Source organism: Thioclava sp. JM3, from assembly GCF_002213185.1.
Classification (GTDB): Bacteria; Pseudomonadota; Alphaproteobacteria; order Rhodobacterales; family Rhodobacteraceae; genus Thioclava; species Thioclava nitratireducens.
Genome location: NZ_NBOB01000002.1, coordinates 157,849 through 182,101 on the forward strand (window position 1 = coordinate 157,849; position 24,253 = coordinate 182,101).

Sequence of the window (24,253 nt, forward strand, 5' to 3'; positions counted from 1 at the left end):
AGGAGGCCATGATGCGCGGGCAAGACGATAAACCGGCAGGACTGTCACGGCGTGGGCTGTTTCTGGGCGCGGCAGCGCTTGGCGGCACCTTCGCCACGGCGGGAAATGGGGCAGAGACCGGCAAGGTCGCGCCCGACGCCATGCCCGACCCGGACCAGAGGCGCTACGCCTTTTACGGGACCGGGCCGCAGGCCGGGATCGCCACGCCGCCGCAGCAGCATCTGATGGCCATGGCTTTCGACCTGACCGGGACCGATCCGCGCGCGCTGCAAGTGCTGCTCGCGCGCTGGTCGGCCTCGATCGGGCTGATGATGGAAGGGCAGCCGGTCGGCCCGGTCGAGCCCGACCGCGCCGCGGCGACCGCGCTCGAGACCGGCGAGGCGCTCGGTCTCGGCCCGGCGGGGCTGACGGTCACGGTGGGTCTAGGCCTGCGCGTGTTCTCGCCCGAGATGGGGCTGGCGGCGAAGGCTCCGCCGCATCTGCGGCCGCTCGCCGATCTGCCCTCGGACGCCCTGCGCCCCGAGATCAGTGGCGGCGACCTCTCGCTGCAGGCCTGCGCCGACGATCCGCAGGTCGCCTATCACGCGGTGCGCATTCTCGCGCGGATCGCGAAACGCACTGGCGCCGCGACCGTGCGCTGGACACAACTCGGCTTCGGGCGCGCCTCGGCCGGGGCAGGGCAGGAGACGCCGCGCAATCTCTTTGGCTATCGCGACGGCACCCGCAACATCACCACGCCCGAGCAACTCGCGCAGCATGTCTGGGCCAATGACGGGCCCGAATGGCAGCATGGCGGCACCTATCAGGTGATGCGCCGGATCGAGATGCATATCGAGAACTGGGACAACGCGCAGGTCAGCCACCAGAACGATGTCTTCGGGCGGCACAAGCTTACAGGCGCGCCGCTGACTGGCACGGATGAATTTGACACGCCTGACTTCAAGGCGAAGAACGCGCAAGGCGAGCCGGTAATCCCGACGCACGCGCATATCCGGCTCGCGGCGCATGAGACCAATGAAGGCATCCGCATCCTGCGGCGCGGCTACAACTTCACCGGCGGTCTGAACGCGGTCGGGCGGCTCGATGCGGGGCTGTTCTTCATCAGTTACCAGAAGGATCCTGCGCATTTCGAGGCGTTGCAACGGCGGCTCGGCGCGTCGGATCTGCTGAACGAATACATTTCCCACACCGGATCGGGGCTGTTCTGGGTTCCGCCCGCAGCACCGAAAGGCTCCTATATCGGCGCGCCGCTTTTCGCTGCGGTCTAAGCCCCCGGAGCGGATCCGGCGGTGACTCCTTTGCGCGCCGTCGCTGCGGCGGTGTGCAGTTGGGTCTGTATCGGGGTCTCCGCCCAACCCGGATTGCCCGAGCGGATCGCGTCGGCCCATTCCGAAAATCCGTTCGGTCGTTATCTGCGCCTAGTGCAGCCGCGCGATCGAGCGGTCGACCATTGCCTGCGTGATCAGGTTGGTGTCGCCGCTGCGTCGGAACCAGCGCATGTTGCTGCGTCCGATCCCTTCAACGATCGTTCCCGCCGGCAGCGAGACATCGGGCGCCAGCAGCGTATCGGTCAAGTGGCAGTCAGGCGACACCGATCCTTTCGCCGTCAGCGCAGAGCGCCGACCGACCCCGATGACGCCCGGAGGCACATCGAGATGCAGGCAGCTCAGCGGCGGACTGCCGCGCGTCGTGGTTCCCTGCGGTGCCGCGAAATCGAGAAGCGCGGAGCGATAATCGTCGAGCGTGTCGATATCTCGCCAATAGGCTTCGCGGCCGTTGTCGCCGCGTGGCAGGCGGTAGGCTTGCAGGGCCTTCTCGCGCAGTGCGATTTCCAGCAGGTCGGCCCCGATCGAAATGTCGAAACGTCCCAGCGCCAGTTTCGGCAATTCCTCGCGGAGCCACGCGGTCTTGAACAGGTAAATGCCGGTGGCGACTAGGCTTCGCCCTGAACTGCCGTCGATCTCGGCAGGCGAACTCGGGCGGTGGGTGAGCGCGCTGACATGGCCATCCTGCGCGACCTCAAGCACCGAGTGATGCTCCGCGTCCGAAGACGCGAGGGTCGCGGCGACGAGCGTCGCGGGCGCATCGCTCAGGCGGTGGCGCTGGATGAACGGATGCAGATCGATGTCGCAAATCTGATCGGCAGGCATCACCAGAATGTCGTTAACGCCTTCGCGCTCCAGCAGGTTCAGATTGGCGAGAAGCGCATGGGCCGTGCCGCGATAGCCGCCGCGCGAAAGCCGCGTCGCGTCGCGGATCAGCAGCCCGTCGGGGAAGCTGTCCGCCCATCGGGCGTGCAGGTGCCGGATCAACGGCGCGGGCCGGTACTGGGTGGCGATGATGGCGCGCGTGAACCCTGCGGCGTGCAACGAGGCAAGGGTGAAATCCACCAGTCGCAGGCCGCCAGCGCCAAAGGGCAGGGCAGGCTTGCACATGTTCTCGGTCAGCTCGTAGAGACGCTTCCCGCGCCCGCCGGCCAAGACCACTGGAAGACAACCGTTCAATAAATTGGGCCGTTTTCGAGTCAGCATCAGAGCTCCTCCCCGTGACGCTGCGACATTCAAAAGTTTAACGCTTTTCATGAATAAAAGCCACAAATCGGGGCCGCGGTTCCCGGTTTTCCGCCGGTTCGCGGTAAGATTTTCGCGCAAGTTTTTTTACTATTTCGAGTGGTGCCCGATAACCCTTTGAGTCTAGGGGGAGGTCTCGCGCGATGTGTCAAAAGCCGGTCGGATCGATCTCGACGGTCGGTCAGCCGGGTGGCGGAAAGCGGAGGGTCCCAGAGGCGTCCGCAGCGCTCGAATCGGAAATCTCGAACAGCACGCCGTCACGAAGGTCGGTGAGGTCGCGGCAGAATCGGAGCGTGATCTCGCGCCCGTCCGAGCGACGGGTGAGCGTGAAGACCCCATTGCGCTCCGAGGCTTCGGCTGCGCCCGAGCGGAACACCTCCGCCGCCGCTCTGCGTAAACTCAGCAGCTGGCGGGTGGCCTCTGACTTGCTCCGCTCGAAAGGCGTCAGCGTCTCCGGCAGGGCGAAGGGACGGCGGTTGTCGGGGTCGGTCAATTCGTAGAGCGCCCGCTCCCCGCGCTGATAGATGTCGGGCATGCCCGGAAGCATCATCTTGAGCGCCAGTTGCAGCAGCGACAAGCGTTTCCCTGTCGCGATCAGGCGCGCAAGTTCTGCTGGGGGCTGCGCCTCCCACGCCGCGCAAATCCGGCGGGCGGCGTCCAAGGCGGTTTCTTCGGCCTCGATGTCGGGGAAGGACCAGCGCGTGATCTCTCCGCCTTCGCGCAGGGCCTTTCGGAGGTGCTCTGTCAGGCGTTCGGACAGCTTCGGCCCGTGGGCGGGGTCGTCCCAGATTCCCGAGAGGCTCTGCGTGGCGTACCAGACGAAGCCGGGGGCTGCAGGTGCGGCCACCTGCATCGCGGCATCGAACAAAGCGGCGAAAGTCTCGGGACGATGCGAGATCGCCGCGACGCGCATCCGCGTATCCTCGCCCCGTTTCGTGTCATGGCTGGAGGTGAGTGTCAGGCCGCCGGAGCGTTGTCCCTGCGCACTCGCAAACCAGTCATTGAGCCCTTCGGCGTCCAGAACCGGCATATCCGGCTCCGCGCCCACTTCGTTCGCGGCGAGGTAGCGCGTGTGCCGGAAAAAGGCGGTGTCCTCCTGCGCCTTCGCCACCACCGCACCCGTGACCTGCTGGAAGCGTATGCGAAACTTGCGGCTCGCCATATCCGTGCCGCCCAACAGAAGCCCCGCGAGCAGATCGAGCGCCTCGCGCTGCGGCAGAGTCTCCGCGGCCGCTGCCACGGTCCTTTCGATCACCGCGCGATCCTCGGGCGAGGCGGGCGGCGCGGTGATATAGGTCCGATAGCGTGGGAAGTGGATCAGCAACGCCAGCATCGCGTCGCGCAGCGTCTCGGCGTCGGGCGGGTCGAGGAGGTCCACCGCGAGCGCCGCCTGCGCGAGGTCGATCAGCTGGTGCAGTTCGGCGGCGAGGTCCTCGGGGATCACCTGCGCGCGGGCTTCCCGGCACAGCGTCTCGTAATCGTCGCAGCCACCGGTGCGATCGCGCCAAAGCGTGTCGAGCCGTTCGAACCCATCGGGCGTGGTGAGCACGCGGCAGATCTGGCGCCCCGCCTCGTAACCCGTGGTGCCATCGGTCTGCCATTCGGCGGGCATCGCCTCGTCGCCGGTCAGGATTTTCTCCACCCAGATCGGCACTGCGTCGCCCACAGTCCGGCGCAGCCGTTCGAGATAGGTGACGGGATCGGCGAGCCCGTCGATATGGTCGATCCGCAGCCCGTGGGCGAGCCCCTCGCGCACCAGCCGCGCCGGCAATTCGGTCATCGCGTCGAAGACGGCGGGGTCTTCGACGCGCATCCCGATCAGACCGGTGACATTGAAGAAGCGCCTATGCGAGAGCGCGCCGCGTTCGCGCGTCCAGTCGCGCAGCTGCCAATGCTGGTGCGTCAGCACGGAGGCCACGTCGCCCAGCGTTGCCGTCCCGGGGGCGAGCGGGAGCCATCCGCCCTCCCATTCCACCGCGCCGCCGTGATCCTCGGTCAGCCGCAGCTTGCCTGCCGCCAGCATGTCGTCGAGCGGCTCGGGCAGGAACGGCAGGATCAGCTTCTGGGACCAGTCGATCGCGAAGTATTCAGCATATGCGCTGTCGGGGCCGTGGCGCATCGCATCGCGTATCCACGGATTGTCGAGCGAGAGTGCCGTGTGGTTCGGCACCAGGTCGAGCACGACGCCCAGCCCCCGCGCCTGCGCAGCCTCCGACAGGTCGCGAAACCCTGCCTCGCCGCCGAGGACCGGGTCGATCTCCTGCGGGTTGGCGACGTCGTAGCCGTGGGTTGAGCCTTCCGTCGCGGTGAAGATCGGCGAGAGGTAGAGGTGGCTCACGCCCAGGTCTGCGAGATAGGGCAGAAAGGTTTTCGCCGTCGCGAAATCTATGCCGTTTCGCAGCTGCAGCCGGTAGGTGGCGATCATCGGATGAGTGGCGGCGGGCTCCTCGGACGGCATCAATCAATCCTCACATCAATGGCGAAGGCGTCCCGACGCGGGTCGCCCATGGAAAACAGCGCGGTGTCCCGGCGCGCGGCGTTGGATGCGGGCGCGCCGAGGCTAACCAGAATGTCGAGCGTCCCGGCGCCGAATGGCCAGCGCGCATGGAAGGCTTTCAGTCCGTGGCGCGTGACCTCGCCGGGCCCGCGCTTGCCACTGCGCAGAAGCGGCAGCAGATGCCTCCGGCGCAGGCTCAGAAGTTCGCGCGTCAGCCGCAACCACTCCCGCGTGCGCCGCCTGGTGTCACCGTAAGGGTAGCACAGGCGCGGCGTGTCAGGAGAGGCGGGGTCGATCATCGCGCTCGTGTCATAGCCGAGGCCTTGCAGCTCTTTCGTTCGGCCTTCGCGCAGCGCGGCGACGGCGTGTTTCGGCGGGTCTGCGAAGAAGGGGAAGGGCGCTGTGGAGCCGACCTCCTCGCCCATGAACAGCATCGGCGTGAAGGGCATCAGCAGTAACAGCGCATGGGTCACCGCACCCGCCTCGTCGCCGATCAGGCTCAGGAGGCGTTCGCCTTTGGGGCGGTTGCCTGCCTGGTCATGGGTGAGGTTGGCATTCACGAATGCGGACCAAGGCAGATGAGCAGCGGGCGCGCCACGAGCTTTCGTCCCGTCGGCCCGCGTCTGACCTTCCTCGACCTGGCCCAGCGTCATTGCGCGTGCCAGATCACCGGACGGGTCAGCGGCATGGGCCTTGTAGTAGCCCTGCGTCTCGCCGGTCAGCGCGACATGCAGCGCATTGTGCCAATCGTCGTTCCATTGCGCATCGTAACCGGCCTCGCGCAGATCGGGGAGGTTGCGCTCGTCCTCGAGGATCAGGTGGATCGGGCGTTCGCGCTCCTTCGCGCGGATCGTTTGCAGAAGCTCAATCAGGAAATGCGGCTCGGACGGGTCACGGATCGCATGGACTGCATCGAGCCGCAGCCCGTCGAGGCGGTATTCGTCGATCCATCCCGTCGCCGTGTCGCGCAGCAGCGCGCGCAGTTCGGGCCGGGTGAAGTCGATCGCATCTCCCCAAGGCGTAGCTTCCCCTCCGAAGGCTTCGGGCGCGTAAGAATGGAGGTAATTTCCGAACGGGCCGAAGTGGTTCAGCACCAAGTCGAGTATTACCACGATCCCGTTGCTTTGGGCTGCGCGTATGAACGCCCGCATCTCATCGGGCGAGCCATAGGCGGGATGCGGGGCGCGCAGGAGCACCCCGTCATAGCCCCAGCCATACGCGCCGTGGAAGTGCGAGACCGGCATGATCTCGATGCCCGTGATGCCGAGGTCGGCCAGTTCGGGCAGGCGTTCCGCAGCGGCGGCAAAGGTACCTTCGGGAGTGAAGGTGCCGATATGAATTTCGAGGATCACCGCCTCGTCCCATGGGCGCCCGTGCCACGGGGCGCCCCAGTCGTAGGCCTCCGGGTCGTGGGTCAGCGAGGGGCCGTGAACATCGCCTTGCTGGAGACGCGCGGCGGGGTCGGGGTAGTCGGTGCCGTCGAGGCGGAACGTGTAGGATAGGCCGTCGCGCGCCGGGATCGAGGCCTGCCAGCCGCCGTTTCCGACCGGTGCCATGTCATGCGCGGTCCCGTCCAGCATCAGTTCTGCGCGCTCTGCCGCAGGGGCCCAGATGGCGAAGTCCCACGACCCGCCCGTTCCGGGATGCGCGCCCCAGCGCAGGGGCAGGGGATCGCTCGCCTCTCTCACGAAGTCGCCTCGTCGGGCGATGCCTCCTCGGCGCGACAGAACGCGTGCAGCGATTGCCAAGGCAGATTCATTTTCTCCTCCCCAGCTTCGTCGCAGCGCGGATTGTCCCGCGTCGTGTCGAGGATATGGTGCCAGCCTTTGCCGGGCAGCGTGAACTCGCAGGCGTCGCCCGCATTGGCGACGATCAGCAACTCCGGATAGCCCTCCAGCCGGTGCCGCAGCCCCACGCAGCACAGACCGCCATCCTGCCAGTCGTCGTCCTTCATCTGACGCCCGGAGGGATGCCACCAGTCGCTGACCGGGGTCGCGACGTTGGGAGCGAAGGCGGGCGGGGCGAGGTGATAGCGCCAGTCCTGCCGGAACCCGATCATCGCGCTGACGCTGTCGCGCAGATCGACCCGCGCGCCCTCCCAGTCGATCCAGGTCGTCTCGTTATCCTGACAATAGGCGTTGTTATTGCCGTTCTGGCTCTGGCCCATCTCGTCGCCCGCGAGGATCATCGGTACGCCGTGGCTGACCATCAGCGTACCCAGCATCGCGCGTGCTCGGCGCAGGCGGGCGGCGTCGATCTCGGGGTCGTCGGTCGGGCCTTCGACGCCCATATTGTCGGACAGGTTGTGGTCGTGGCCGTCGCGATTGTCCTCGCCATTGGCTTCGTTGTGCTTCTGGTTGTAGCTCAGCGTATCCCAGAGCGTGAACCCGTCATGGGCGGCGAGGAAATTGATCGACGAGGTGGCGGGCCGGTGCGTGTGGTCGAACTGCACGGGCGAGCCCATCAGCCGGTCGGCAAGCTTCGGTACCATGCCGGGGTCGCGCCGCCAGAAGGCGCGGGTGTCGTCTCGGAACTTGTCGTTCCATTCGCGGAAGGGCCAAGGGAAGCCGCCCACCTGATAGCCGCCTTCGCCCACGTCCCATGGCTCGGCGATCAGCTTCACGCCAGAGAGTACCGGGTCCTGTCGGATCGCGTTGAAGAACGCTCCTTCACGTTCGAAGCCGTCCGGCTCGCGCCCCAAGGTGGACGCAAGATCGAAGCGGAAGCCGTCGACATGCACCGCCTCAACCCAGTAGCGCAGGCTGTCCATGACGAGGCGAAGCACCATCGGATGGGCCACGTTGAGCGTGTTGCCGGTGCCGGTGGTATCGAAGCCGTGGCGGCGGTTTTCCGGCGAGAGGAGGTAGTAGCTGCGGTTGTCGATGCCCTTGAAGCTGAGCGTCGGGCCAAGCTCGTTGCCCTCGGCGGTGTGGTTATAGACGACGTCAAGGATCACCTCGATCCCGGCCTCGTGGAAGCGCTTTACCGCGGCGCGTACCTCGTGCACGTCTTCGCCCGGCAGATAGCTGCGATTGGGGGCGAAGAAACCGATGGAATTGTAGCCCCAGTAATTCGACAGGCCGTTCTCGACCAGATGTCGGTCCTGCACGATGGCGTGGATCGGCAGCAGCTCGATCGTCGTCACGCCGAGCTTCAGCAGGTGGTCGATGATCGGCGGCGAGGCCAACGCCCGGAATGTCCCGCGATCGGCCTGCACGACACCCGGATGGCGCATCGTCATACCTTTCACATGAGCCTCGTAGATCACGGTCTCCGACCACGGGCGATGGAGCACCTGATCCTGATCCCAGTCGAATTGCGGATCGGCCACTATCGCCTTCGGCATGAAGGGCGCGGAATCGCGTGTGTCCTGTTCGAGGTCAGAGTCTCCGACGGGATAGCCAAAGAGCGCGTCGTCCCATTTCAGATAGCCGCGCATCGCCATCGCGTAGGGATCGAGCAGCAGCTTGTTGGGATTGAAGCGAAGGCCGTCCTCGGGGGCAAACGGCCCATGCACGCGGTAGCCATAGGCGAGGCCTTCCTGCGCGCCGGGCAGATGCCCGAACCAGATCCCGCCCTCCTGCTGCGGCATTTCCAGCCGCGTCAATTCCTCTTTGCCCTCGTCGTCGAAAAGGCAGAGCTCCACCTTCTCGGCCTCTCCGGAAAAAATCGCGAAATTCACGCCGTCTCCCGTGACGCGCGCGCCAAGAGTATCGGGTCGCCCCGCAAACGGATCGAAACGCAGCGAACTCGGGGTCATTGAGGGCTCCATATGCGGAAGAAACGGCGACGCGCCAACGGGACCAATGCGCCGCAACGTAATCGGTTCCTGAGCGTGACACGCAAAAACCGGAGGCGATCGAGCTGGCGATCGTGCCCAGCCGGGCTGCGTCATATGCCGTAGCCGTGAATTCTGTCGGGAAAACTTCAAGGAACTCCGCCATACCCCCCGCGTTTCGGAACCATTATTCTCCAATAGCAGAGGTTCCGACATGACGAACGACAAGCGCGGACGCCCCGCCACCACAGACGGGGGCGCCCCCGTCCAAAGTCTCGAACATTCGCTCACGGTCGGTTCCGACGGTCCGATCGTTCTGAACGATCACTACCTCATCGAACAGATGGCGAATTTTAACCGCGAACGTATTCCGGAGCGTCAGCCGCACGCCAAGGGCTCGGGCGCGTTCGGTTATTTCGAGGTCACGGGCGATGTCTCGAAATACACCAAGGCGAAAGTGTTTCAGCCGGGTGCGAAGACCGACATCGTCGCGCGCTTTTCCACCGTGGCCGGCGAGCGCGGCAGCCCCGACACATGGCGCGACCCGCGCGGCTTCTCGGTGAAGATGTATACCGAGGACGGCAATTTCGACATGGTGGGCAACAACACCCCGATCTTCTTCGTGCGCGACCCGCTGAAGTTCCAGAGCTTCATCCGAAGCCAGAAGCGCCGCGCAGATAACGGGTTGCGCGACCACGACATGCAGTGGGATTTCTGGACCCTCTCGCCCGAAAGCGCGCATCAGGTGACCTATCTGATGGGCGATCGCGGCATCCCGCGCACCTGGCGAGAGATGAACGGCTATTCGAGCCACACCTATTCGCTCGTCAACGAAGCCGGCGAGATGTTCTGGGTGAAGTTCCACTTCAAGACCGACCAAGGCGACGGCAACGCCCATTTCACGCAGGACGAAGCCGATCAGATGGCTGGCGCCGATAGCGACTTTCACCGCCGCGACCTGTTCAACGCGATCGCCGAAGGCAACCATCCGAGCTGGACGCTGTATTTCCAGATCATGCCCTTCGAGGATGCCAAGACCTATCGCATCAACCCGTTCGATCTGACCAAGATCTGGCCGCACGAAGACTACCCGCTGATCGAGGTCGGCAAGATGGTTCTCGACCGCAATCCCACCGATTTCCACACCGAGATCGAGCAGGCGGCCTTCGAGCCCAACAACATGGTGCCCGGCGTCGGTCTCTCGCCCGACAAGATGCTTCTGGCGCGCGGCTTCTCCTATGCCGATGCGCATCGCGCGCGGCTCGGGGTGAACTACAAGCAGATCCCGGTGAACAAGCCGCAAAGCGAGGTCAACGCCTATACCAAGGACGGCGAGATGCGGGTGAACAAGTCGGAAGACCCGGTCTATTTCCCGAATTCCTACGGCGGTCCGGAGGCGCATCCGCAGCAGGCCGAGGCCGGCCTCTGGTATGCCGATGGCGAGATGGTGCGCGAGGCCTACAGACAGCGCGAGGATGACGACGACTGGAGTCAGGCGGGCGCGTTGGTGCGCGAGGTGATGGATGACGCGGCGCGCGAGCGTTTCGTGACCAACGTCACCGGACACCTCTGCGATGGCGTCAGCGAGAAGGTGCTGCAGCGGGCGTTTGAGTACTGGCGTAACGTCGATGGTGACATTGGCGCTCGGATCGAGAAAGCGGTCCGCGACAAGCTGGGCGGTGAATCGAAAGCGCCGGGCATGGCCTCGGCCAAGAGCATCAGCGGCTGAGCCGGTCGTCTACGAGAACGGGAAAAGGCGGGGGGTCGGCCCCGCCTTTTTGCTGTCACGCTCACTGTCTGCAGCAGGCATCATTCCTCGCCGTCGGCATAGAGCGCGACGATGTCTTCTTCCAGCACGCCGCCGATCGCCTCGAAAGCCCCGCCCGCAGTGCGGAATTCCGACAGTGTCAGGTCGGGGAAGACGAAATATTTTCCGGCGACGTTTTCCTTCTGCGCGCCGAAAATGATCCGCGTGATCCCGGCGAAGCGCGCTGCCGAGAGGCACATTTCGCAGGGCTGCAGGGTGGTGAGCAACACGCAGCCATCGAGCGACGGGTCGTTCTGCGCGCGTGTCGCCTTCGCAATCGCGACGATCTCGGCATGGCGGGTCGGATCGCAGTCGAGATGCACCTCGTTCTCGCCTTCGGCGATGATCTCCCCGTCGCGCAGGATCGCGGCGGCGATCCCCGCCTTGCCCGGTTCTTGTGCGGCTTCTTTGGCCTTGGCGATCAAACGGGCCATCGCCTCGCGTTCGGTCGGGGTCGGTTGCTCGGGCATGGGTCAATCCTTTCGGCGGTCTGAGAATGAGAGGCGGGCAGGGATGGCGCGCAGGGACGAACGCCCCCAGCTGCGCGCTGTTCCCCGCGCGCGAGTGCGACCAATCCCACACGCATGCCGATTTTTTCCGGAACCCATGTCGACATTCGGCGTTAGGCAGGACTTACAGGTGACCGAAAGGCGCACCGCGAAGCTGCTGCGTCTTCGTGGGGTCCAAGTCTCCACGGGGCGAATCGGGTGGAGCTTTCAGGCGCGGTGACGTGTCCGGAAGCGGAAATCCGGCCTCTCCCCCGTGTGAGGCTGCCCTCGCGCTCCCTCTCACCGTCGTGACCTGCAAGGGCTGAGCGGGTTTCAAGAGATCACAACCGTTCAGATGACCTTGAGGCAAAGGCATCTGTCGGCAAGTCGTCGCTGACAACTCGGCATTTGGCTGCCGGTTCCATCGATGGAACCCGGGCCCGCCCTTTTGTTCCGTCCCGAAATTTCGAATTTGCGCCCTTCGACACGAATTTGAAGGGACATCTATCATGGCAAAGGCAACGGGTCTGGCTCGACGCGAGTTTCTCCTGGGCGCGGCGGGCGTACTTGCAACCCCCTACATCGTCACCCCGGCACAGGCAGCAGGTCAGACGGACGAGCGTCGCCTGAGCTTCCACAACCCCCATACCAACGAGAATTTCGACGCGGTCTATTTCTCGAAGGGGCAATATGACGAGCAGGCGATGCGCGAGTTTTATCGGATCGCCCGCGACTGGCGTCAGGAGAAGGAGGTGAAGATCGACAACCGCACGATCAACATCGCCTACAACATGCAAAAGCTCCTCGAGCAGAGCACGCCGCTGATGCTCGTGTCGGGCTATCGCACGCCCAAGACGAACCGGCTGGTGCATGGCGCGACGCACAGCTTCCACATGCGCGGCGAGGCGCTCGACATCACGCACCCGCATGTCTCGACCAGCATGCTGCACAAGGTGGCCCTGCGTATCCGTGGCGGCGGTGTCGGCTACTATCCGAGCGAGCATTTCGTGCATGTCGATTGCGGACCCGTCCGCACCTGGCGCGGCTGAGCGCAAGCGCCACGCGCGTCTCGAACGGCATCGGCGCGGTGCGCTGTGTCCCTGCCTTCACGGAACCGGAACGAGGGCAGGGCGTCGCGCCGCGCTGACGCCTCGACACCCGAGACGGTTCCCTCTTCTCGCGAAGTTTTCACGAAAATTTAGTGCCTCTCGCCGTGTGCGCCCTACGTGAAGGTCGGCCAACAAGCGCCGCGCGGGCGCTCACCGATAAAACGGCGAGGAGGAACTCATGAAATTGAAGATCAACGGCAAGTCCGTCGACGTGCAGTCCGGCCCGGATACCCCGCTCCTATGGGTGATCCGCGATGAGCTGGGCATGACCGGCACGAAATTCGGCTGCGGGATCGCGCAATGCGGCGCCTGTTCGGTGCTGCTCGACGGGACCGTGCAGCGCAGCTGCGTGCTGCCGGTCAGCGCGGTGGGCGACAGTGAAGTCACCACCATCGAAGATATCGAGAACGACCCCGTCGGCAAGCGTGTGGTCGAGGCGTGGGTCGACAAGGAAGTGCCGCAATGCGGCTATTGCCAATCGGGTCAGGTGATGGCGGCGACCTCGCTGCTGAAGTCGAACGACAAGCCCACCGAAGATGACATCACGGCAGCTATGACCAACCTGTGCCGCTGCGGCACCTACAACGCGATCAACGATACGATCGCCTCGATTGCCGGTACCGATGCAGCGAAAGCGGGGGATGCGCAATGAACGACCACGATCCCAAGATTTCCGATCCCGGCTACCCGACCGGCGCGCCCGAGAACGTCTCGCGTCGCCGCTTCCTGCTGGCTTCGGCCGGTATCACCGCGGGCTCGCTCGTGTTGGGCTTCGGCCTGAGCGTCGCGCCCAACAAGGCTGCGGCTGCCGCGCAGGAGATGCCGCCCGGCGCCAACGTCCCGGCCTTCCTCGAGCTGCGCAAGGACGGCAAGGTCCGTCTGCTGAGCCCGTTCAACGAAGGCGGGCAGGGTGTCTTCACCGCGATGGCACAGATCGTGGGCGAGGAAATGGACGTCGCCCCCGACAGCTTCATCGTCGAGAACGCACCTGCAGGCAGCGATTACCTCGTGGTCTACGGCAAGATGAGGATCACCGGCGGCTCGATGTCGGTGCGTACCAGCTACGACACGATGCGCAAGCTGGGCGCGGCTGCCCGGCAGATGATGCTGGAAGCAGCGGCGAAGAAGCTCGACGCGCCGGTGTCCGAACTGTCGACCGAGCCAGGCAAGGTGGTCCACAAGGGCTCCGGCAAGTCGGTGGGCTACGGCGAGCTGGCGGGCGATGCGCTCGACCAGGAAGTGCCCAGCCCGGAGTCCGTGACGCTGAAAGACCCGAAAGACTTCAAGTGGATCGGCGAGCCCGTGAAGCGCGTCGACGTCTACGAGAAATCGACCGGCAAGGCGATGTATGCGATGGATGCCAAGGTCGACGGCATGCTCCACGCAGCCGTCCAGCACGCACCGCGTCTGGGGCTGAAACCCGGCGATATCAGCAACCTCGACGAGGTGAAGGGCATGGCCGGCGTCATGTCGGTGCATAAGCTCGATGGCGCGGTGGCTGTCGTGGCCGAGCGCTTCTGGGACGCGAAAACGGCGGTCGAAGCCGCCAAGGTCGACTGGCAGGAGCCGAGCGAGGAGGAGAAGTCCAAAATCCGCTACATGCCCGCCGATTTCTCGACCGAGGAGTTCGCCAAGCAACTGGCCAACACCAAGGGCGACGGCACCGAGGCCGAGAGCGAAGGCGACATCAAGTCGGGCTTCGACGGGGCAGCGAAGACGGTCGATGCGACCTACCAGAGCCAGTATCTGCACCACGCCCAGATCGAACCAGCCTCGACGCTGGCGCGGTTCAACGAGGATGGCACGCTCGACATCTGGCTGCCCAACCAGGCGCCCGAGCAGTTCCAGACCCAGATCGCCGATGCGGCGGGGATCAAGCCCGAGCAGGTGAAGGTCAACTCGCCGATGCTGGGTGGTTTCTTCGGGCGGCACTTCCTGTACCCGTCGGCCAACCCCTTCCCGCAGGCGGTCCAGCTTGCGAAGGAGGTCGGCAAGCCGATCAAGGTGATCTGGACGCGCGAGCAGGAATTCCTGCGCGACCCGCTGCGCCCGATGGCGGCGGTGCGTTTCCGTGGCGCGCTGGATAAGAACGGCATGCCGGTGGCGCTGGAGGCGATCTCCGCCTGCGAAGGTCCGACCGAGGCGCTGAACGGTCACAACCCCGACAAGGTCGATGCGATGGCCGTCGAGGGGCTGACCGGCAAGAGCTACGCGATCCCGAACCGCCGCATTGCGCAGAACTATGTCGAGAACCCGACCTCGCTTGCCTATTGGCGCTCGGTCGGCCATTCGATGAACGACTTCTTCTACGAAGCCTTCCTCGACGAGATGGCGGATGCGGGCGGGCAGGACCCCTATGAGCTGCGTATGAAGCTGCTCGAAGGAAACGAGCGTCTGACAAATCTGCTCAAAGCGGTCGGCGATCTGTCGGGCGGCTGGAAGCGTGGTCCCTTCGATGCCGAGGATGGCACCCGCCGCGCCCGCGGTGTCGCGATGGCCTCGCCCTTCGGCAGCGAGGCTGCGGCGATTGCCGAAGTCTCGATCCAGGACGGCAAGATCGTGGTGCATGACGTCTGGGACGTGCTCGACCCGGGCAGCATCGTGAATCCGTCGATCATCAAGGCGCAGATCATGGGGGCTGCGACCCTAGGCACCTCGGAGGCGTTGATCGAAGAGGTCGTCTACAAGGATGGCAAGCCGACGGCGCGCAACTTCGACTACTACCCGATCCTCGGGGGTGCGCGGGCGCCGCGCATCCATGCGAAGGTGATCGAGAGTGGCGCGAAGATGGGGGGCGTGGGCGAGCCGCCGCTGCCCGCCGTGCCGCCGGCGATCGCGAACGCGGTCTCGGTGCTGATCGGGCAGCGCGTGCGTTCGATGCCGATGGACAAGCTCGACCTGAAGAAGGGCTGAGCCCGTCCGGACGGAAAGATTTGGGGGAGGCGGCGCGATCCGCCTCCCTTTTCAGTCCTGCGGGGCGACCGCCTTGCGGGCGAGCACGATGAACTGCGCGGCCTCTTCCTCGCTCAACCCTTCCAGGATTTCCGCCTGCAGCCGGGTCACCACTGGCCGCGCGCCGTCCAGTGCAGTTGTGCCCTCGGGCGTCAGATGCAAGCTGCGCGCGCGCCGATCCGTCTCGCTGACGGTCCGCTCGACGAGCCCCTTTTGCACCAGCCGTTTCACCACGTCCCCGATCGTCGCGCGGTCATAGGCAATGCGCGCCGCCAGCTGCGCCTGATCCATCCCCGGTTCGCGCGACAGGGCATCGAGCGCAGCGAATTGCACAGAGGTCAGCTCCAGCGGGGCGTCCTTGATCCGTTTCTGAAACACCGCCGTCGAGCGTTGGTTCAGCCGCCGGATAAGGTGGCCGGGCATGGTCTCGAATTCGTTCGGCATAAGCTGCGCTCCGGTTCTTCCGCGATTTATGTAAGTGTACTTACTATATTGACGCGGCGCCAGTCCTTCCGCTAATGGTAAGTATGCATATCAATTGGGAGGGCGAGCTATGCAGTTTCATCTGAACGGGTTCAACCCCGGCGATCCGGCCATCGCGCCGCGTCATCCGCAGGCGGGTGAGAAGCTCGACACGGTCGACGTTCTGATTGTCGGCTGCGGCCCGGCAGGGCTGACGCTTGCGGCGCAGCTTGCAGCCTTCCCCGAGATTTCCGTGCGCATCACCGAGCGCAAACCCGGCCCGCTCGAAGTCGGGCAGGCGGATGGCATCGCCTGCCGCTCGGTCGAGATGTTCGAGGCTTTCGGCTTCGCCGAAAAGGTGATGAAAGAGGGCTATTGGGTGAACGAGGTCGCCTTCTGGCGGCCCGGCGCGCAAGGCGACGGGCTGCAACGGGCCGACCGGATTCAGGACGTGGCCGACGATCTCTCCGAGATGCCGCATGTCATCCTCAATCAGGCGCGGGTCCATGATTTCTACCTCGAGACGATGCGCAACGGCCCGCGCCGCCTGACCCCCGATTACGACCGCGCGCTGACCATGCTCACCCGCACCGACGATCCCGATTATCCGCTCGTCGCTACATTCGACTGCCTCGATGCGCCGGGCGGGACCGAGACGATCCGCGCGCGCTATGTCGTCGGCTGCGACGGCGCGCGCAGCACGGTGCGCAAATCCATCGGGCACGAATTGCACGGCGAATCCGCGCGCCAGCTTTGGGGCGTGATGGATGTGCTGCCGGTCACCGATTTCCCCGATATCCGGCTCAAGGCGGCGATCCAGTCATCCACCGAGGGCAGCGTACTGATCATCCCGCGCGAAGGCGGCTATCTGGTGCGGCTCTATATCGAGCTCGACGCGCTGCATGGCGACGAGCGTGCCGCAGATCGCAATGTCAGTGCCGAGATGCTGATCGAAAAGGCGCAGGCCATCCTCGCTCCCTATACGTTGGAAGTGAAGGAGGTCGCATGGTGGTCGGCCTATGAGATCGGCCAGCGTGTCTGCGACGGGTTCGACGATAGCGACAGAGACGGCGACGGCGCGCCCGAGCCGCGCATCTTCATCGCGGGCGACGCCTGTCACACCCACAGCCCGAAGGCCGGGCAGGGGATGAATGTCTCGATGGCCGATACGTTCAACCTCGGCTGGAAACTGGCAGCCGTGCTGCGCGGGCAGGCGCGGCCAGGCCTTCTCCGGACCTATTCGGAGGAGCGGCAGGCCAAGGCGCAGGAGCTCGTCGATTTCGACCGCGACATGGCGCGGCTGTTCAGCGCGAAGCCGCAGACCAAGGACGATGAGGCGCAGTTTCAGGCCTATTTCCAGAAGCACGGGCGCTATACCGCAGGGGTCGAGACGCAATACGCGTCGGGGCTTCTGATCGGCGACACAGCGCATCAGGCACTCGCTGCCGGGCAGGTCGTGGGCAAGCGGTTCCACTCTGCGCCGGTGGTGCGCTTGGCGGATGCGAAGCCGATGCAGCTGGGCCATGCATTCAAGGCGGATGGACGCTGGCGGCTTCTGGCATTCGCGCCGGAAGGCGACAGTGGCGAGACAGGCGGGGCGATCGCACAGCTATGCGACCGGCTCGACGGGCCGGAGGGGCTGCTTCACCGCTTCACGCCGGAGGGCGCGGATATCGACAGCGTCATCGACCTTCGCGCAGTCTTCCAGACGCCCCACCGCGAGATGCTGATCGAGGCGCTGCCCGCGCTCCTTCGGCCCAAGAAGGGGCGCTACGGGCTGGTCGATTACGAGAAGGTCTTCTGCCCCGCCGTCACCGGCCCCGACATCTTCGATCTGCGCGGCATCGACCGGGTGCAGGGCGCCTTGCTGGTGCTGCGCCCCGATCAATATGTCGCGCAGGTTCTGCCGCTCGATGCGGTGGACGCGGTCGCGGATTTCTTCGACCGCATCCTGATCCCGCAATCGGCTGGCTGAGGGCGCGTCAGTCGCGGTTCACCTGCACGACGCCGGTCATGTTCTCATCGCCATGGCCGGCCTCGCTCGCCCGCGCGAAGAGACGTTTGGCGGCTTCGGTCATCGGCATCCGCGCTTCTCCGCCCTCGGCGATGGCATAGCGGAAATCCTTCGAGATCAGGTCGACCGGGAATTGCGGGGTGAAATCCGAGCGCTGCATCGTGCCGGTGATATAGGGCGCGTTCGGTGTCCAGATCGGGGTGGAGGAGAGCGCCTCCAGCGCAAGATCGATATCCATGCCGCCGCGCTCCAGCATCGGAATGATCTCCGCCCAGGCCGCGACCTGAACGCCCAGCATGGCGTTCGTCGCGAGCTTCATTCGCGCGCCCATGCCCCACGTGCCGACATGATGCTGTGCCTTGGCGAGCGGCTCGAGCACGTCATTCACACGCTTGGCGGTCTCAGCCTCACCGCCGAGGAAATAGACCAGCGCGCCGTTCTCGGCCTGTGGCAGCGTGCCCGATACCGGCGCTTCCAGAAAGGTCAGCCCTCGCTCGCGGGCGAAATTGCCCAGCTCTGCCGCACCTTCGGGCGTAATGGTCGAGCTTTCGATTGCGACGGAACTTTCCGGAAGACCTGCGAAAGCGCCCGTTTCCGGGTCGCACCAGACCTCGCGCGAGACATCGGTGTCGCGCAGCATCGAGATCGTGAACTCGGCGGCTGCGGCGGCATCGCGCGGGGTTTCCGCGCCGGTGGCTCCGGCCTCGATCAGCGGGTCGCAGCGCTCCGGCGTCCGGTTCCAGACGACAAGATCGTGGCCCGCATCCAGAAGGGTTCGCGCCATCCGCGAGCCCATCGCTCCCATGCCAAGAAATGCGATTTTCGCCATGCTCTGCTCCTGTTCGTGATGCTGTTGCTGACCGAATGCGAGGCGCCTTCGCGAGGTTCCGCGAGCGGCAGGCACATGCTGGTGACCGCAAGGGGGCCAAAGGCGCTTCCATCGGTATGGAGATAAATCCGACAGGGGGGCGAACGCTCGTTATCCGGCCTTTGTTCCATGACCGATTGCCCCGGCGGCCACCGTGCCGCTCGCCGGTTCTCCGATTTCTCGTGTGCCGGCTTTGATAAGGGTAAAAATGGAGGCGACGCTCGACATTGCGCGGGTCTATGCGGAAGATGCATCAAGCGCCCGAGCCCGGCGCGGAACCCCGCGCGGCAGCGGGCGTTCTCCCAAGGTCAAGCCAAAGGAGCCGCTCATGGCCTCACGCGCGATCTGGAAAGGCCAGCTCAGACTGTCGCTGGTCAGCATCCCCGTCGAAATTCACTCCGCGACCAAATCCGGCGCGCGACTGTCGTTCCGGCAAATCCATGGGCCTTCGGGCAAGCGTGTCCATTATGAGAAGACCGTCCCCGGCATCGGGCCCATCGACGCCGACGAGATTCTCAAGGGCTACGAGCTCGGCGACGATGAATATCTGCTGCTGGAACCCGAAGAGATCGACGCGATCAAGCTGGAAACAAAGAAGACGCTTGAGCTTGTGCAATTCGTCGACGCGTCCGAAATCCCGCCGCTTTATTACGACCGGCCCTATTACGTCGTGCCGACCGACGATCTGGCGCAGGATGCCTACCGGGTGGTGCGCGATGCGCTGCGGCAATCGAAGAAGGTGGGGCTTGGCCAACTGGTGATGCGCGGCAAGGAATATCTCTGCGCGCTGCGGCCCTGCGGCGACGGCATCCTGCTGGAGACGCTTCATTATGCCGACGAGATCCGCGAAGCCGACCCGCTGTTCTCCGACATCGAGGACGAACCTGCGGACAAAGAGCTTCTGGAGGTCGCCACTCAGTTGATCGACCGCAAGACCGACAGCTTCGACGCCTCCGCCTTCACCGATCACTACGACGCGGCTTTGCGCGATCTGATCGACCGCAAACGCAAGTCGAAGAAGACGCCCCGCGCCAAGGCGGGCGAGGATGACAGCAGCAGAGGCGGCGATAACGTGGTTGACCTGATGTCGGCGCTGCAGGACAGCCTCAAGGCCGATGGCAGCGACAAATCCGGGGGCAAATCGACGGGTCGCAAATCGTCATCGAAAACCTCCGGCGCGAAGTCATCCGGGTCGAAATCCAGCAAATCCTCCGGCGCGAAGTCCTCAACCAAGAAGTCGGCGTGATGGGAAGCCTCGATCGTTATCTCGAGATGCGCGACTTCGCGCAGACGCCAGAGCCCGATGGCGGCACCGCCTCGGGCCATCTCGCGCCGCGCTATTCGATCCAGAAACACGACGCGACGCGCACCCATTTCGATCTGCGCCTCGAATGGGAGGGCGTGCTGCTGTCCTGGGCGATCACCAAGGGACCGTCTTTCGATCCGGGTGAAAAGCGGCTCGCGGTGCGGACCGAGGATCACCCGCTCGACTATCTCACCTTCGAGGGGACGATCCCGAAGGACAACTATGGCGCGGGCACGGTGATGCTGTGGGATCTGGGGCATTGGCAGCCGCTGATCCCGGTCGGCAAGGCGCTCAAGAAAGGGCATCTGCACCTGCGCCTGCATGGCGCGAGACTGACAGGCGAGTGGCACCTGATCCGCATGAAAACCGAAGGCAAGCGCGAGAACTGGCTGCTGACGAAGGCGGAGGACGCGGCCAGCGGCGCGCGCGATCCGGTTGCGCGCTATCGCCGCTCCGTTATCAGCCAGCGCACGATGCGCGAGATCGCCGCCGACAAGCCGCCCGTCGAGACGCAAGGCGGCAAACGCCCTGGCTTCTGCAAGCCGCAGCTGGCGACCCTGTCGGACAAGATGGTCGCGGGGGAGGGGTGGTGGCACGAGCTGAAATTCGACGGCTACCGGGCACTGATCGCGCTTGGAGACGGCGGCCCGCGCGTCTTCACACGCAACGGCAAGGATTGGACGGATCGCTTCGAAGGCCTGCTGCCCGCCTTGGCTGAGACCGATTGCGACAGCGCCCTGATCGACGGCGAGATCGTCGCAGGCGCAGGTCTCGACGGGTTCTCGGAATTGCAAAAGGCGATCACGGCAGGCGGGCCGTTCCGCTTCTACGGATTCGATATCCTTTCGCGCGACGGCGAGGACCTGCGCAAGGCGCCGCTCTCCGAACGCCGCGAGGTGCTGGAGGAGGTGATGAAGCCGCTCCCCGCGCTGGGGCCTGCGCAGCTCTCCCCGGTGATCTCCAAAGACCCCGAGGGTGCCTTCGACACGATCTGCAAAGCGGGCGGCGAGGGGCTGATCGCAAAGCGCATCGACGCACCATATCGCGGGACCCGCTCCAAATCGTGGATGAAGGTCAAATGCGAGCGCCGCGACGAGTTCGTCATTCTCGGCTGGCAGGAAAGCGACAAGCGTGGCCGGCCCTTCGCCTCGCTCGCGCTGGGGACCGCCGAGGGCGACGGCTGGCGCTATGTCGGCAAGGTCGGCACCGGCTTCGACGAGGATCAGGCGGAGGCGTTGGCCAAGGCGATGAAACCGCTCGCCCGCAAGACCGCGCCCGCCGATGTCGAGGCATCGGAGGCCAAGGGTATGCACTGGATCACGCCCGAACTGGTCGCCGAGATTCGCTATGCGGAGCGCACCGGGGGCGACCGGTTGCGGCATGCGGTCTTCCTCGGGCTGCGCGAGGACAAGCCCGCGCGTACGGTACGGCTGGATAACGACGCACCCTCCGAGGAGCGCCCGAACGTCGCGGGGATCGGGATTTCCTCGCCCGAGCGGGTGGTATTCGAGGGCGCAGGTTATACCAAGCTCGATGTCGCGCGTTATTACGAGGCGATGGCCGATCGCATCCTGCCGCATCTTGCCGAGCATCCGGTGTCGCTGCTCCGGCTGCCCGAAGGTCTGGGCGGCGAGCGCTTCTTCCAGAAACACGCAGGCCGGGGCTTTCCCGACGGGATCGAGAATGTCGAGATCACCGAGAGTGACGGCAAGACCGCGCAGTACATGATGATCCGCACAGCGGAGGGTCTGGTCGCGGCCGCGCAGATGGGCACGATCGAGTTCCACATCTGGGGCAGCCGCGTCGATCGGCTGGAGCGGCCCGACCGGCTGGTCTTCGACCTCGACCCCGACGAGGGATTGGATTTCGCCGGGGTCAAAGATGCGGCCTTCGAGATCCGCGATCTGCTGGCCGAGTTGGACATGCCGAGCTGGCCGCTCTTGTCCGGCGGCAAGGGTATCCACGTGACGGTGCCGCTCCGGCGCAGCGCCGGATGGGATACGGTCAGGCTTTTTGCGCGGGTCTTCTCGCATCTTCTCGTCGCGCGGTCGCCCAAACGCTATACCGCCGAAATGTCGAAGTCGAAGCGGAAGGGGCGGATTTTCGTCGACTGGCTGCGCAACGGCGAGGGAGCGACAGCGATCGCGCCCTATTCGCTGCGCGCACGGCCCGGTGCGCCGGTCGCGATGCCGGTCTCGTGGGACGAGCTGAAGAAAGTCCGCAAGGCCAACGCCTTCGATCTGGGCGCGGCGCTGGAGCGTGATGCAGAGATCGCGTTTCCCGATGCTGTCTCGATTAGCCAGGGTCGGGTCGACAAGCTCAAGGACATGCTCGACGCCTCGGAGTGACTGCCTCCCTCACGCGGTGGGCAGGTCGACCAGCGTGTGATGCCCGTCGTCGCGCATCTCGTAACGCAGCGTGGCCCCCAGACGCGCCAACGCATCGCGCGCGATCGCGAGGCCTAGGCCAGAGCCATTCGCATCGGCACCCTTGCCCTTGACGAATTTCTGTCCCGCCTGCTGCGCGATCTCTGGCGGCAGGCCGGGCCCGCCATCATGGATGTCGATCAAAAGCGCGTCGTCGGACCCGGTCAAACGCGCCTTGATCGCTGCTCCGTCCGGGCTCGCCTGCACCGCGTTCTCGATCAGGTTGCGCAGGGCGAGGGACAGAAGCAGCGGATCGCTGCCGACGCTCGGGGCGTCCAGAGCGCTCTCGAGTTCCAGTGTCACCCCCCGCAGCGTCGCAAGCCCCGCCAGATCGCCCAGCACCTGCCGCAGCAGCCCGGTCAGCTCGACCGGGGTCGCCCGCGTCTCGCGGCTATCCACCTGCGCCAGATCGAGAAGTTGCCGCACCATCCGGTCGGTCCGGTCGACGGAGGTCGAGATTGCGGCAAGGGCGTGTTCCCGGGTGTCGGTATCGGGCGCATGGCGCGCGATATGGGCCTGTGTTTTCAGCCCGGCGAGCGGCGTTTTCATCTCATGCGCGGCGTAGGCGATGAACTCGCGCTCGCGCCCGCGCGCGGCGGCCAGTCGTGCCAGAAGGTCGTCGAGGGCTCCGGCGAGCGGGCGGATCTCGCGCGGTTGCTGGGCAGTGCCGGGCAACGCGCGCAGATCCTCGCTGGGCCGCGCGTCCAGATCGCGGGCGAAGCGGTCTAGCGGTGCCAACCCGCGCGAGATCGCAAGCCAGATCAATCCCCACATCACCGGCAGGATCACCACTGCGGGCCACAGGAACCCTTCGATCACGTCGCGCACCAGCCGGTTGCGCATCGCGAGACTGTCGCCCACCGTGACCTGCCCGCCGAGATCGGGGTCGATGATTGTGTAGACCCGCAGCGCCTTGCCGTCGCGCGTCACATCGCGAAAGCCCGTTGCATCGGCGGGCACCAGCTGCGCGCTCGGCGCCCCGTTCGAGCGTCCGACGAGCCCTTGGGTGAAAGACCAGATCTGGCAAAATTGCTGATGCTCGTAGCTCTCGTCATGCGAGAGGGTGATCTGCGCCGGATCGTCACGGTTCAGCGCGATCTGGTTTTTCGAGACCAGAGACGAGACCATGCGCGCCGCCTCGACCAGACGCGCGTCGAGCACGCGCGTCACCTCGGCGCGGGTGGAATTCTCGATCCAGAGCACCGCCGAAAGCCAGACGGCCAGCGTCGCGCCGGTGAGGATCAGGAAGAGGCGGAGGCGGAGCGAGATGGCGAGGTCTCCTCTGGGCGCAGCCGGTAGCCGATGCCGCGCAGCGTTTCGATGAAATCGCGCCCGAGCTTCGCGCGCAGATGGTGGATATGAACTTCGACGGCGTTGCTCTCGACCTCTTCGTCCCAGCCGTAGAGCCGGTCTTCGAGATCCGATTTCGCAAGCACCCGTCCGGGGCGTTCCGCCAGCGCCTGCAACACTGCGAATTCGCGGCGCGAGAGTTTCAGCGGTTGGCCGTTGAAGGCCGCGCTACGGGTGCCGGGGTCGAGCTCCAGCCCGGCATGGGCGATCTGTGCTGCCGCTCGCCCGTCCGACCGGCGCGACAGGGCGCGCAGCCTAGCGGCCAGCTCGTCCAGGTCAAAAGGCTTGCCGAGATAGTCATCAGCGCCTGCGTCCAACCCCGCGACCCGGTCCTCGACCTGATCGCGCGCGGTCAGAAGCAACACCGGCAGCCCGGCGCGGCCTGCGCGCAATTCGCGCAGCAGTTCGAGCCCGGAGCCATCGGGCAGCATCAGGTCCAGCACGAGCGCGCGGTACTCCGCCCCTGCGAGTGCTGCGCGCGCGTCCTCGAGGCAGGAGACGACATCGGCTGTGAACCCGGCCATGCCGAGCCCCACCCGCAGGCCATCCGCCAATATGCTGTCATCTTCGACGACGAGTATGCGCATCTTTTCTCCTTCGCGGCGGATACAGCGCACGAATCTTAA

At 65.3% G+C, this 24,253-nt stretch carries 17 protein-coding genes; 8 read left to right on the forward strand and 9 right to left on the reverse strand.

Translation table 11 applies throughout. From position 1 onward, the window contains the following. The first annotated feature begins 11 nt into the window (after positions 1-11). Positions 12-1,268, forward strand: coding sequence for a Dyp-type peroxidase (locus tag B6V73_RS04135; RefSeq protein ID WP_088724766.1), 1,257 nt, complete (start codon positions 12-14; stop codon positions 1,266-1,268). A gap of 150 nt (positions 1,269-1,418) precedes the next feature. Here the strand turns inward: B6V73_RS04135 and B6V73_RS04140 are convergent, their stop codons facing one another. From B6V73_RS04140 to glgX, 4 genes are all read right to left on the reverse strand, one after another. Then, positions 1,419-2,531 (reverse strand): sugar phosphate nucleotidyltransferase, encoded by a 1,113-nt coding sequence (locus tag B6V73_RS04140; protein WP_168174863.1) that lies wholly within the window; start codon positions 2,529-2,531, stop codon positions 1,419-1,421. 220 nt (positions 2,532-2,751) lie between these two features. Next, positions 2,752-5,028 carry a malto-oligosyltrehalose synthase gene (treY, locus tag B6V73_RS04145; protein ID WP_088724613.1) on the reverse strand — a complete coding sequence of 759 codons (2,277 nt, stop codon included), beginning with the start codon at positions 5,026-5,028 and terminating at the stop codon, positions 2,752-2,754. After that, positions 5,028-6,755, reverse strand: a complete 1,728-nt coding sequence (gene treZ / locus B6V73_RS04150) for a malto-oligosyltrehalose trehalohydrolase (RefSeq protein ID WP_240504093.1) — start codon at positions 6,753-6,755, stop codon at positions 5,028-5,030. The genes treY and treZ overlap by 1 nt, the downstream gene beginning before the upstream one ends. Continuing rightward, positions 6,752-8,827, reverse strand: coding sequence for a glycogen debranching protein GlgX (gene glgX / locus B6V73_RS04155; RefSeq protein WP_240504094.1), 2,076 nt, complete (start codon positions 8,825-8,827; stop codon positions 6,752-6,754). Before glgX ends, treZ begins: the two co-directional genes overlap by 4 nt. A 232-nt stretch (positions 8,828-9,059) precedes the next feature. On the opposite strand from glgX, the gene B6V73_RS04160 reads away from it, so the two are divergent. Beyond that, positions 9,060-10,574, forward strand: a complete 1,515-nt coding sequence (locus B6V73_RS04160) for a catalase (protein WP_088722005.1) — start codon at positions 9,060-9,062, stop codon at positions 10,572-10,574. 80 nt (positions 10,575-10,654) lie between these two features. Here the strand turns inward: B6V73_RS04160 and B6V73_RS04165 are convergent, their stop codons facing one another. Continuing rightward, positions 10,655-11,122, reverse strand: coding sequence for a nucleoside deaminase (locus B6V73_RS04165; RefSeq protein ID WP_088724614.1), 468 nt, complete (start codon positions 11,120-11,122; stop codon positions 10,655-10,657). A gap of 527 nt (positions 11,123-11,649) precedes the next feature. On the opposite strand from B6V73_RS04165, the gene B6V73_RS04170 reads away from it, so the two are divergent. From B6V73_RS04170 to B6V73_RS04180, 3 genes are all read left to right on the forward strand, one after another. Further along, the gene (locus tag B6V73_RS04170; RefSeq protein ID WP_075776331.1) at positions 11,650-12,189 is read left to right on the forward strand and encodes a DUF882 domain-containing protein; all 540 of its coding nucleotides are present in this window, start codon (positions 11,650-11,652) and stop codon (positions 12,187-12,189) included. Positions 12,190-12,427: 238 nt separating this feature from the next. Further along, positions 12,428-12,901 carry a (2Fe-2S)-binding protein gene (locus B6V73_RS04175; protein ID WP_088724615.1) on the forward strand — a complete coding sequence of 158 codons (474 nt, stop codon included), beginning with the start codon at positions 12,428-12,430 and terminating at the stop codon, positions 12,899-12,901. After that, the gene (locus B6V73_RS04180; RefSeq protein WP_088724616.1) at positions 12,898-15,162 is read left to right on the forward strand and encodes a molybdopterin cofactor-binding domain-containing protein; all 2,265 of its coding nucleotides are present in this window, start codon (positions 12,898-12,900) and stop codon (positions 15,160-15,162) included. Before B6V73_RS04175 ends, B6V73_RS04180 begins: the two co-directional genes overlap by 4 nt. Before the next feature lie 51 nt (positions 15,163-15,213). Here B6V73_RS04180 and B6V73_RS04185 read toward each other — a convergent pair whose 3' ends face one another. Beyond that, the gene (locus B6V73_RS04185) at positions 15,214-15,645 is read right to left on the reverse strand and encodes a MarR family transcriptional regulator (protein WP_075776328.1); all 432 of its coding nucleotides are present in this window, start codon (positions 15,643-15,645) and stop codon (positions 15,214-15,216) included. A 109-nt stretch (positions 15,646-15,754) separates the two neighbouring features. Between B6V73_RS04185 and B6V73_RS04190 the strand changes: the two genes are divergently transcribed. Further along, complete coding sequence (locus tag B6V73_RS04190; RefSeq protein WP_088724617.1) at positions 15,755-17,638, forward strand: FAD-dependent monooxygenase; 1,884 nt, start codon at positions 15,755-15,757, stop codon at positions 17,636-17,638. Between the two features lie 7 nt (positions 17,639-17,645). Here B6V73_RS04190 and B6V73_RS04195 read toward each other — a convergent pair whose 3' ends face one another. Next, positions 17,646-18,506, reverse strand: a complete 861-nt coding sequence (locus B6V73_RS04195) for an NAD(P)-dependent oxidoreductase (RefSeq protein WP_088724618.1) — start codon at positions 18,504-18,506, stop codon at positions 17,646-17,648. Positions 18,507-18,873: 367 nt separating this feature from the next. Between B6V73_RS04195 and B6V73_RS04200 the strand changes: the two genes are divergently transcribed. Together B6V73_RS04200 and ligD are read left to right on the forward strand one after the other, a co-directional pair. Beyond that, a complete protein-coding gene (locus B6V73_RS04200; protein WP_075776325.1) occupies positions 18,874-19,791 on the forward strand; it encodes a Ku protein in 918 nt (305 codons plus the stop codon). Beyond that, positions 19,791-22,199, forward strand: a complete 2,409-nt coding sequence (ligD, locus tag B6V73_RS04205; protein WP_088724619.1) for a DNA ligase D — start codon at positions 19,791-19,793, stop codon at positions 22,197-22,199. The genes B6V73_RS04200 and ligD overlap by 1 nt, the downstream gene beginning before the upstream one ends. 9 nt (positions 22,200-22,208) lie before the next feature. On the opposite strand, the gene B6V73_RS04210 is transcribed toward ligD, so the two are convergent. Together B6V73_RS04210 and B6V73_RS04215 are read right to left on the reverse strand one after the other, a co-directional pair. Continuing rightward, on the reverse strand, positions 22,209-23,546 hold the full coding sequence (locus tag B6V73_RS04210; RefSeq protein ID WP_346426024.1) for an ATP-binding protein: 1,338 nt from the start codon (positions 23,544-23,546) through the stop codon (positions 22,209-22,211). Next, positions 23,519-24,214, reverse strand: coding sequence for a response regulator transcription factor (locus tag B6V73_RS04215; RefSeq protein ID WP_075776322.1), 696 nt, complete (start codon positions 24,212-24,214; stop codon positions 23,519-23,521). Before B6V73_RS04215 ends, B6V73_RS04210 begins: the two co-directional genes overlap by 28 nt. Positions 24,215-24,253 lie beyond the last annotated feature (39 nt).

What these genes read in the sequence shown, in the direction of transcription:
- B6V73_RS04215 (WP_075776322.1), bottom strand. Translation starts at nt 24,214, where the DNA reads ATGCGCATACTCGTCGTCGAAGATGACAGCATATTGGCGGATGGCCTG.
- B6V73_RS04175 (WP_088724615.1), top strand. Translation starts at nt 12,428, where the DNA reads ATGAAATTGAAGATCAACGGCAAGTCCGTCGACGTGCAGTCCGGCCCG.
- B6V73_RS04200 (WP_075776325.1), top strand. Translation starts at nt 18,874, where the DNA reads ATGGCCTCACGCGCGATCTGGAAAGGCCAGCTCAGACTGTCGCTGGTC.
- B6V73_RS04185 (WP_075776328.1), bottom strand. Translation starts at nt 15,645, where the DNA reads ATGCCGAACGAATTCGAGACCATGCCCGGCCACCTTATCCGGCGGCTG.
- B6V73_RS04160 (WP_088722005.1), top strand. Translation starts at nt 9,060, where the DNA reads ATGACGAACGACAAGCGCGGACGCCCCGCCACCACAGACGGGGGCGCC.
- glgX (WP_240504094.1), bottom strand. Translation starts at nt 8,827, where the DNA reads ATGACCCCGAGTTCGCTGCGTTTCGATCCGTTTGCGGGGCGACCCGAT.
- B6V73_RS04195 (WP_088724618.1), bottom strand. Translation starts at nt 18,506, where the DNA reads ATGGCGAAAATCGCATTTCTTGGCATGGGAGCGATGGGCTCGCGGATG.
- ligD (WP_088724619.1), top strand. Translation starts at nt 19,791, where the DNA reads ATGGGAAGCCTCGATCGTTATCTCGAGATGCGCGACTTCGCGCAGACG.
- B6V73_RS04165 (WP_088724614.1), bottom strand. Translation starts at nt 11,122, where the DNA reads ATGCCCGAGCAACCGACCCCGACCGAACGCGAGGCGATGGCCCGTTTG.
- B6V73_RS04180 (WP_088724616.1), top strand. Translation starts at nt 12,898, where the DNA reads ATGAACGACCACGATCCCAAGATTTCCGATCCCGGCTACCCGACCGGC.
- B6V73_RS04140 (WP_168174863.1), bottom strand. Translation starts at nt 2,531, where the DNA reads ATGCTGACTCGAAAACGGCCCAATTTATTGAACGGTTGTCTTCCAGTG.
- B6V73_RS04170 (WP_075776331.1), top strand. Translation starts at nt 11,650, where the DNA reads ATGGCAAAGGCAACGGGTCTGGCTCGACGCGAGTTTCTCCTGGGCGCG.
- B6V73_RS04190 (WP_088724617.1), top strand. Translation starts at nt 15,755, where the DNA reads ATGCAGTTTCATCTGAACGGGTTCAACCCCGGCGATCCGGCCATCGCG.
- treY (WP_088724613.1), bottom strand. Translation starts at nt 5,028, where the DNA reads ATGCCGTCCGAGGAGCCCGCCGCCACTCATCCGATGATCGCCACCTAC.
- B6V73_RS04135 (WP_088724766.1), top strand. Translation starts at nt 12, where the DNA reads ATGCGCGGGCAAGACGATAAACCGGCAGGACTGTCACGGCGTGGGCTG.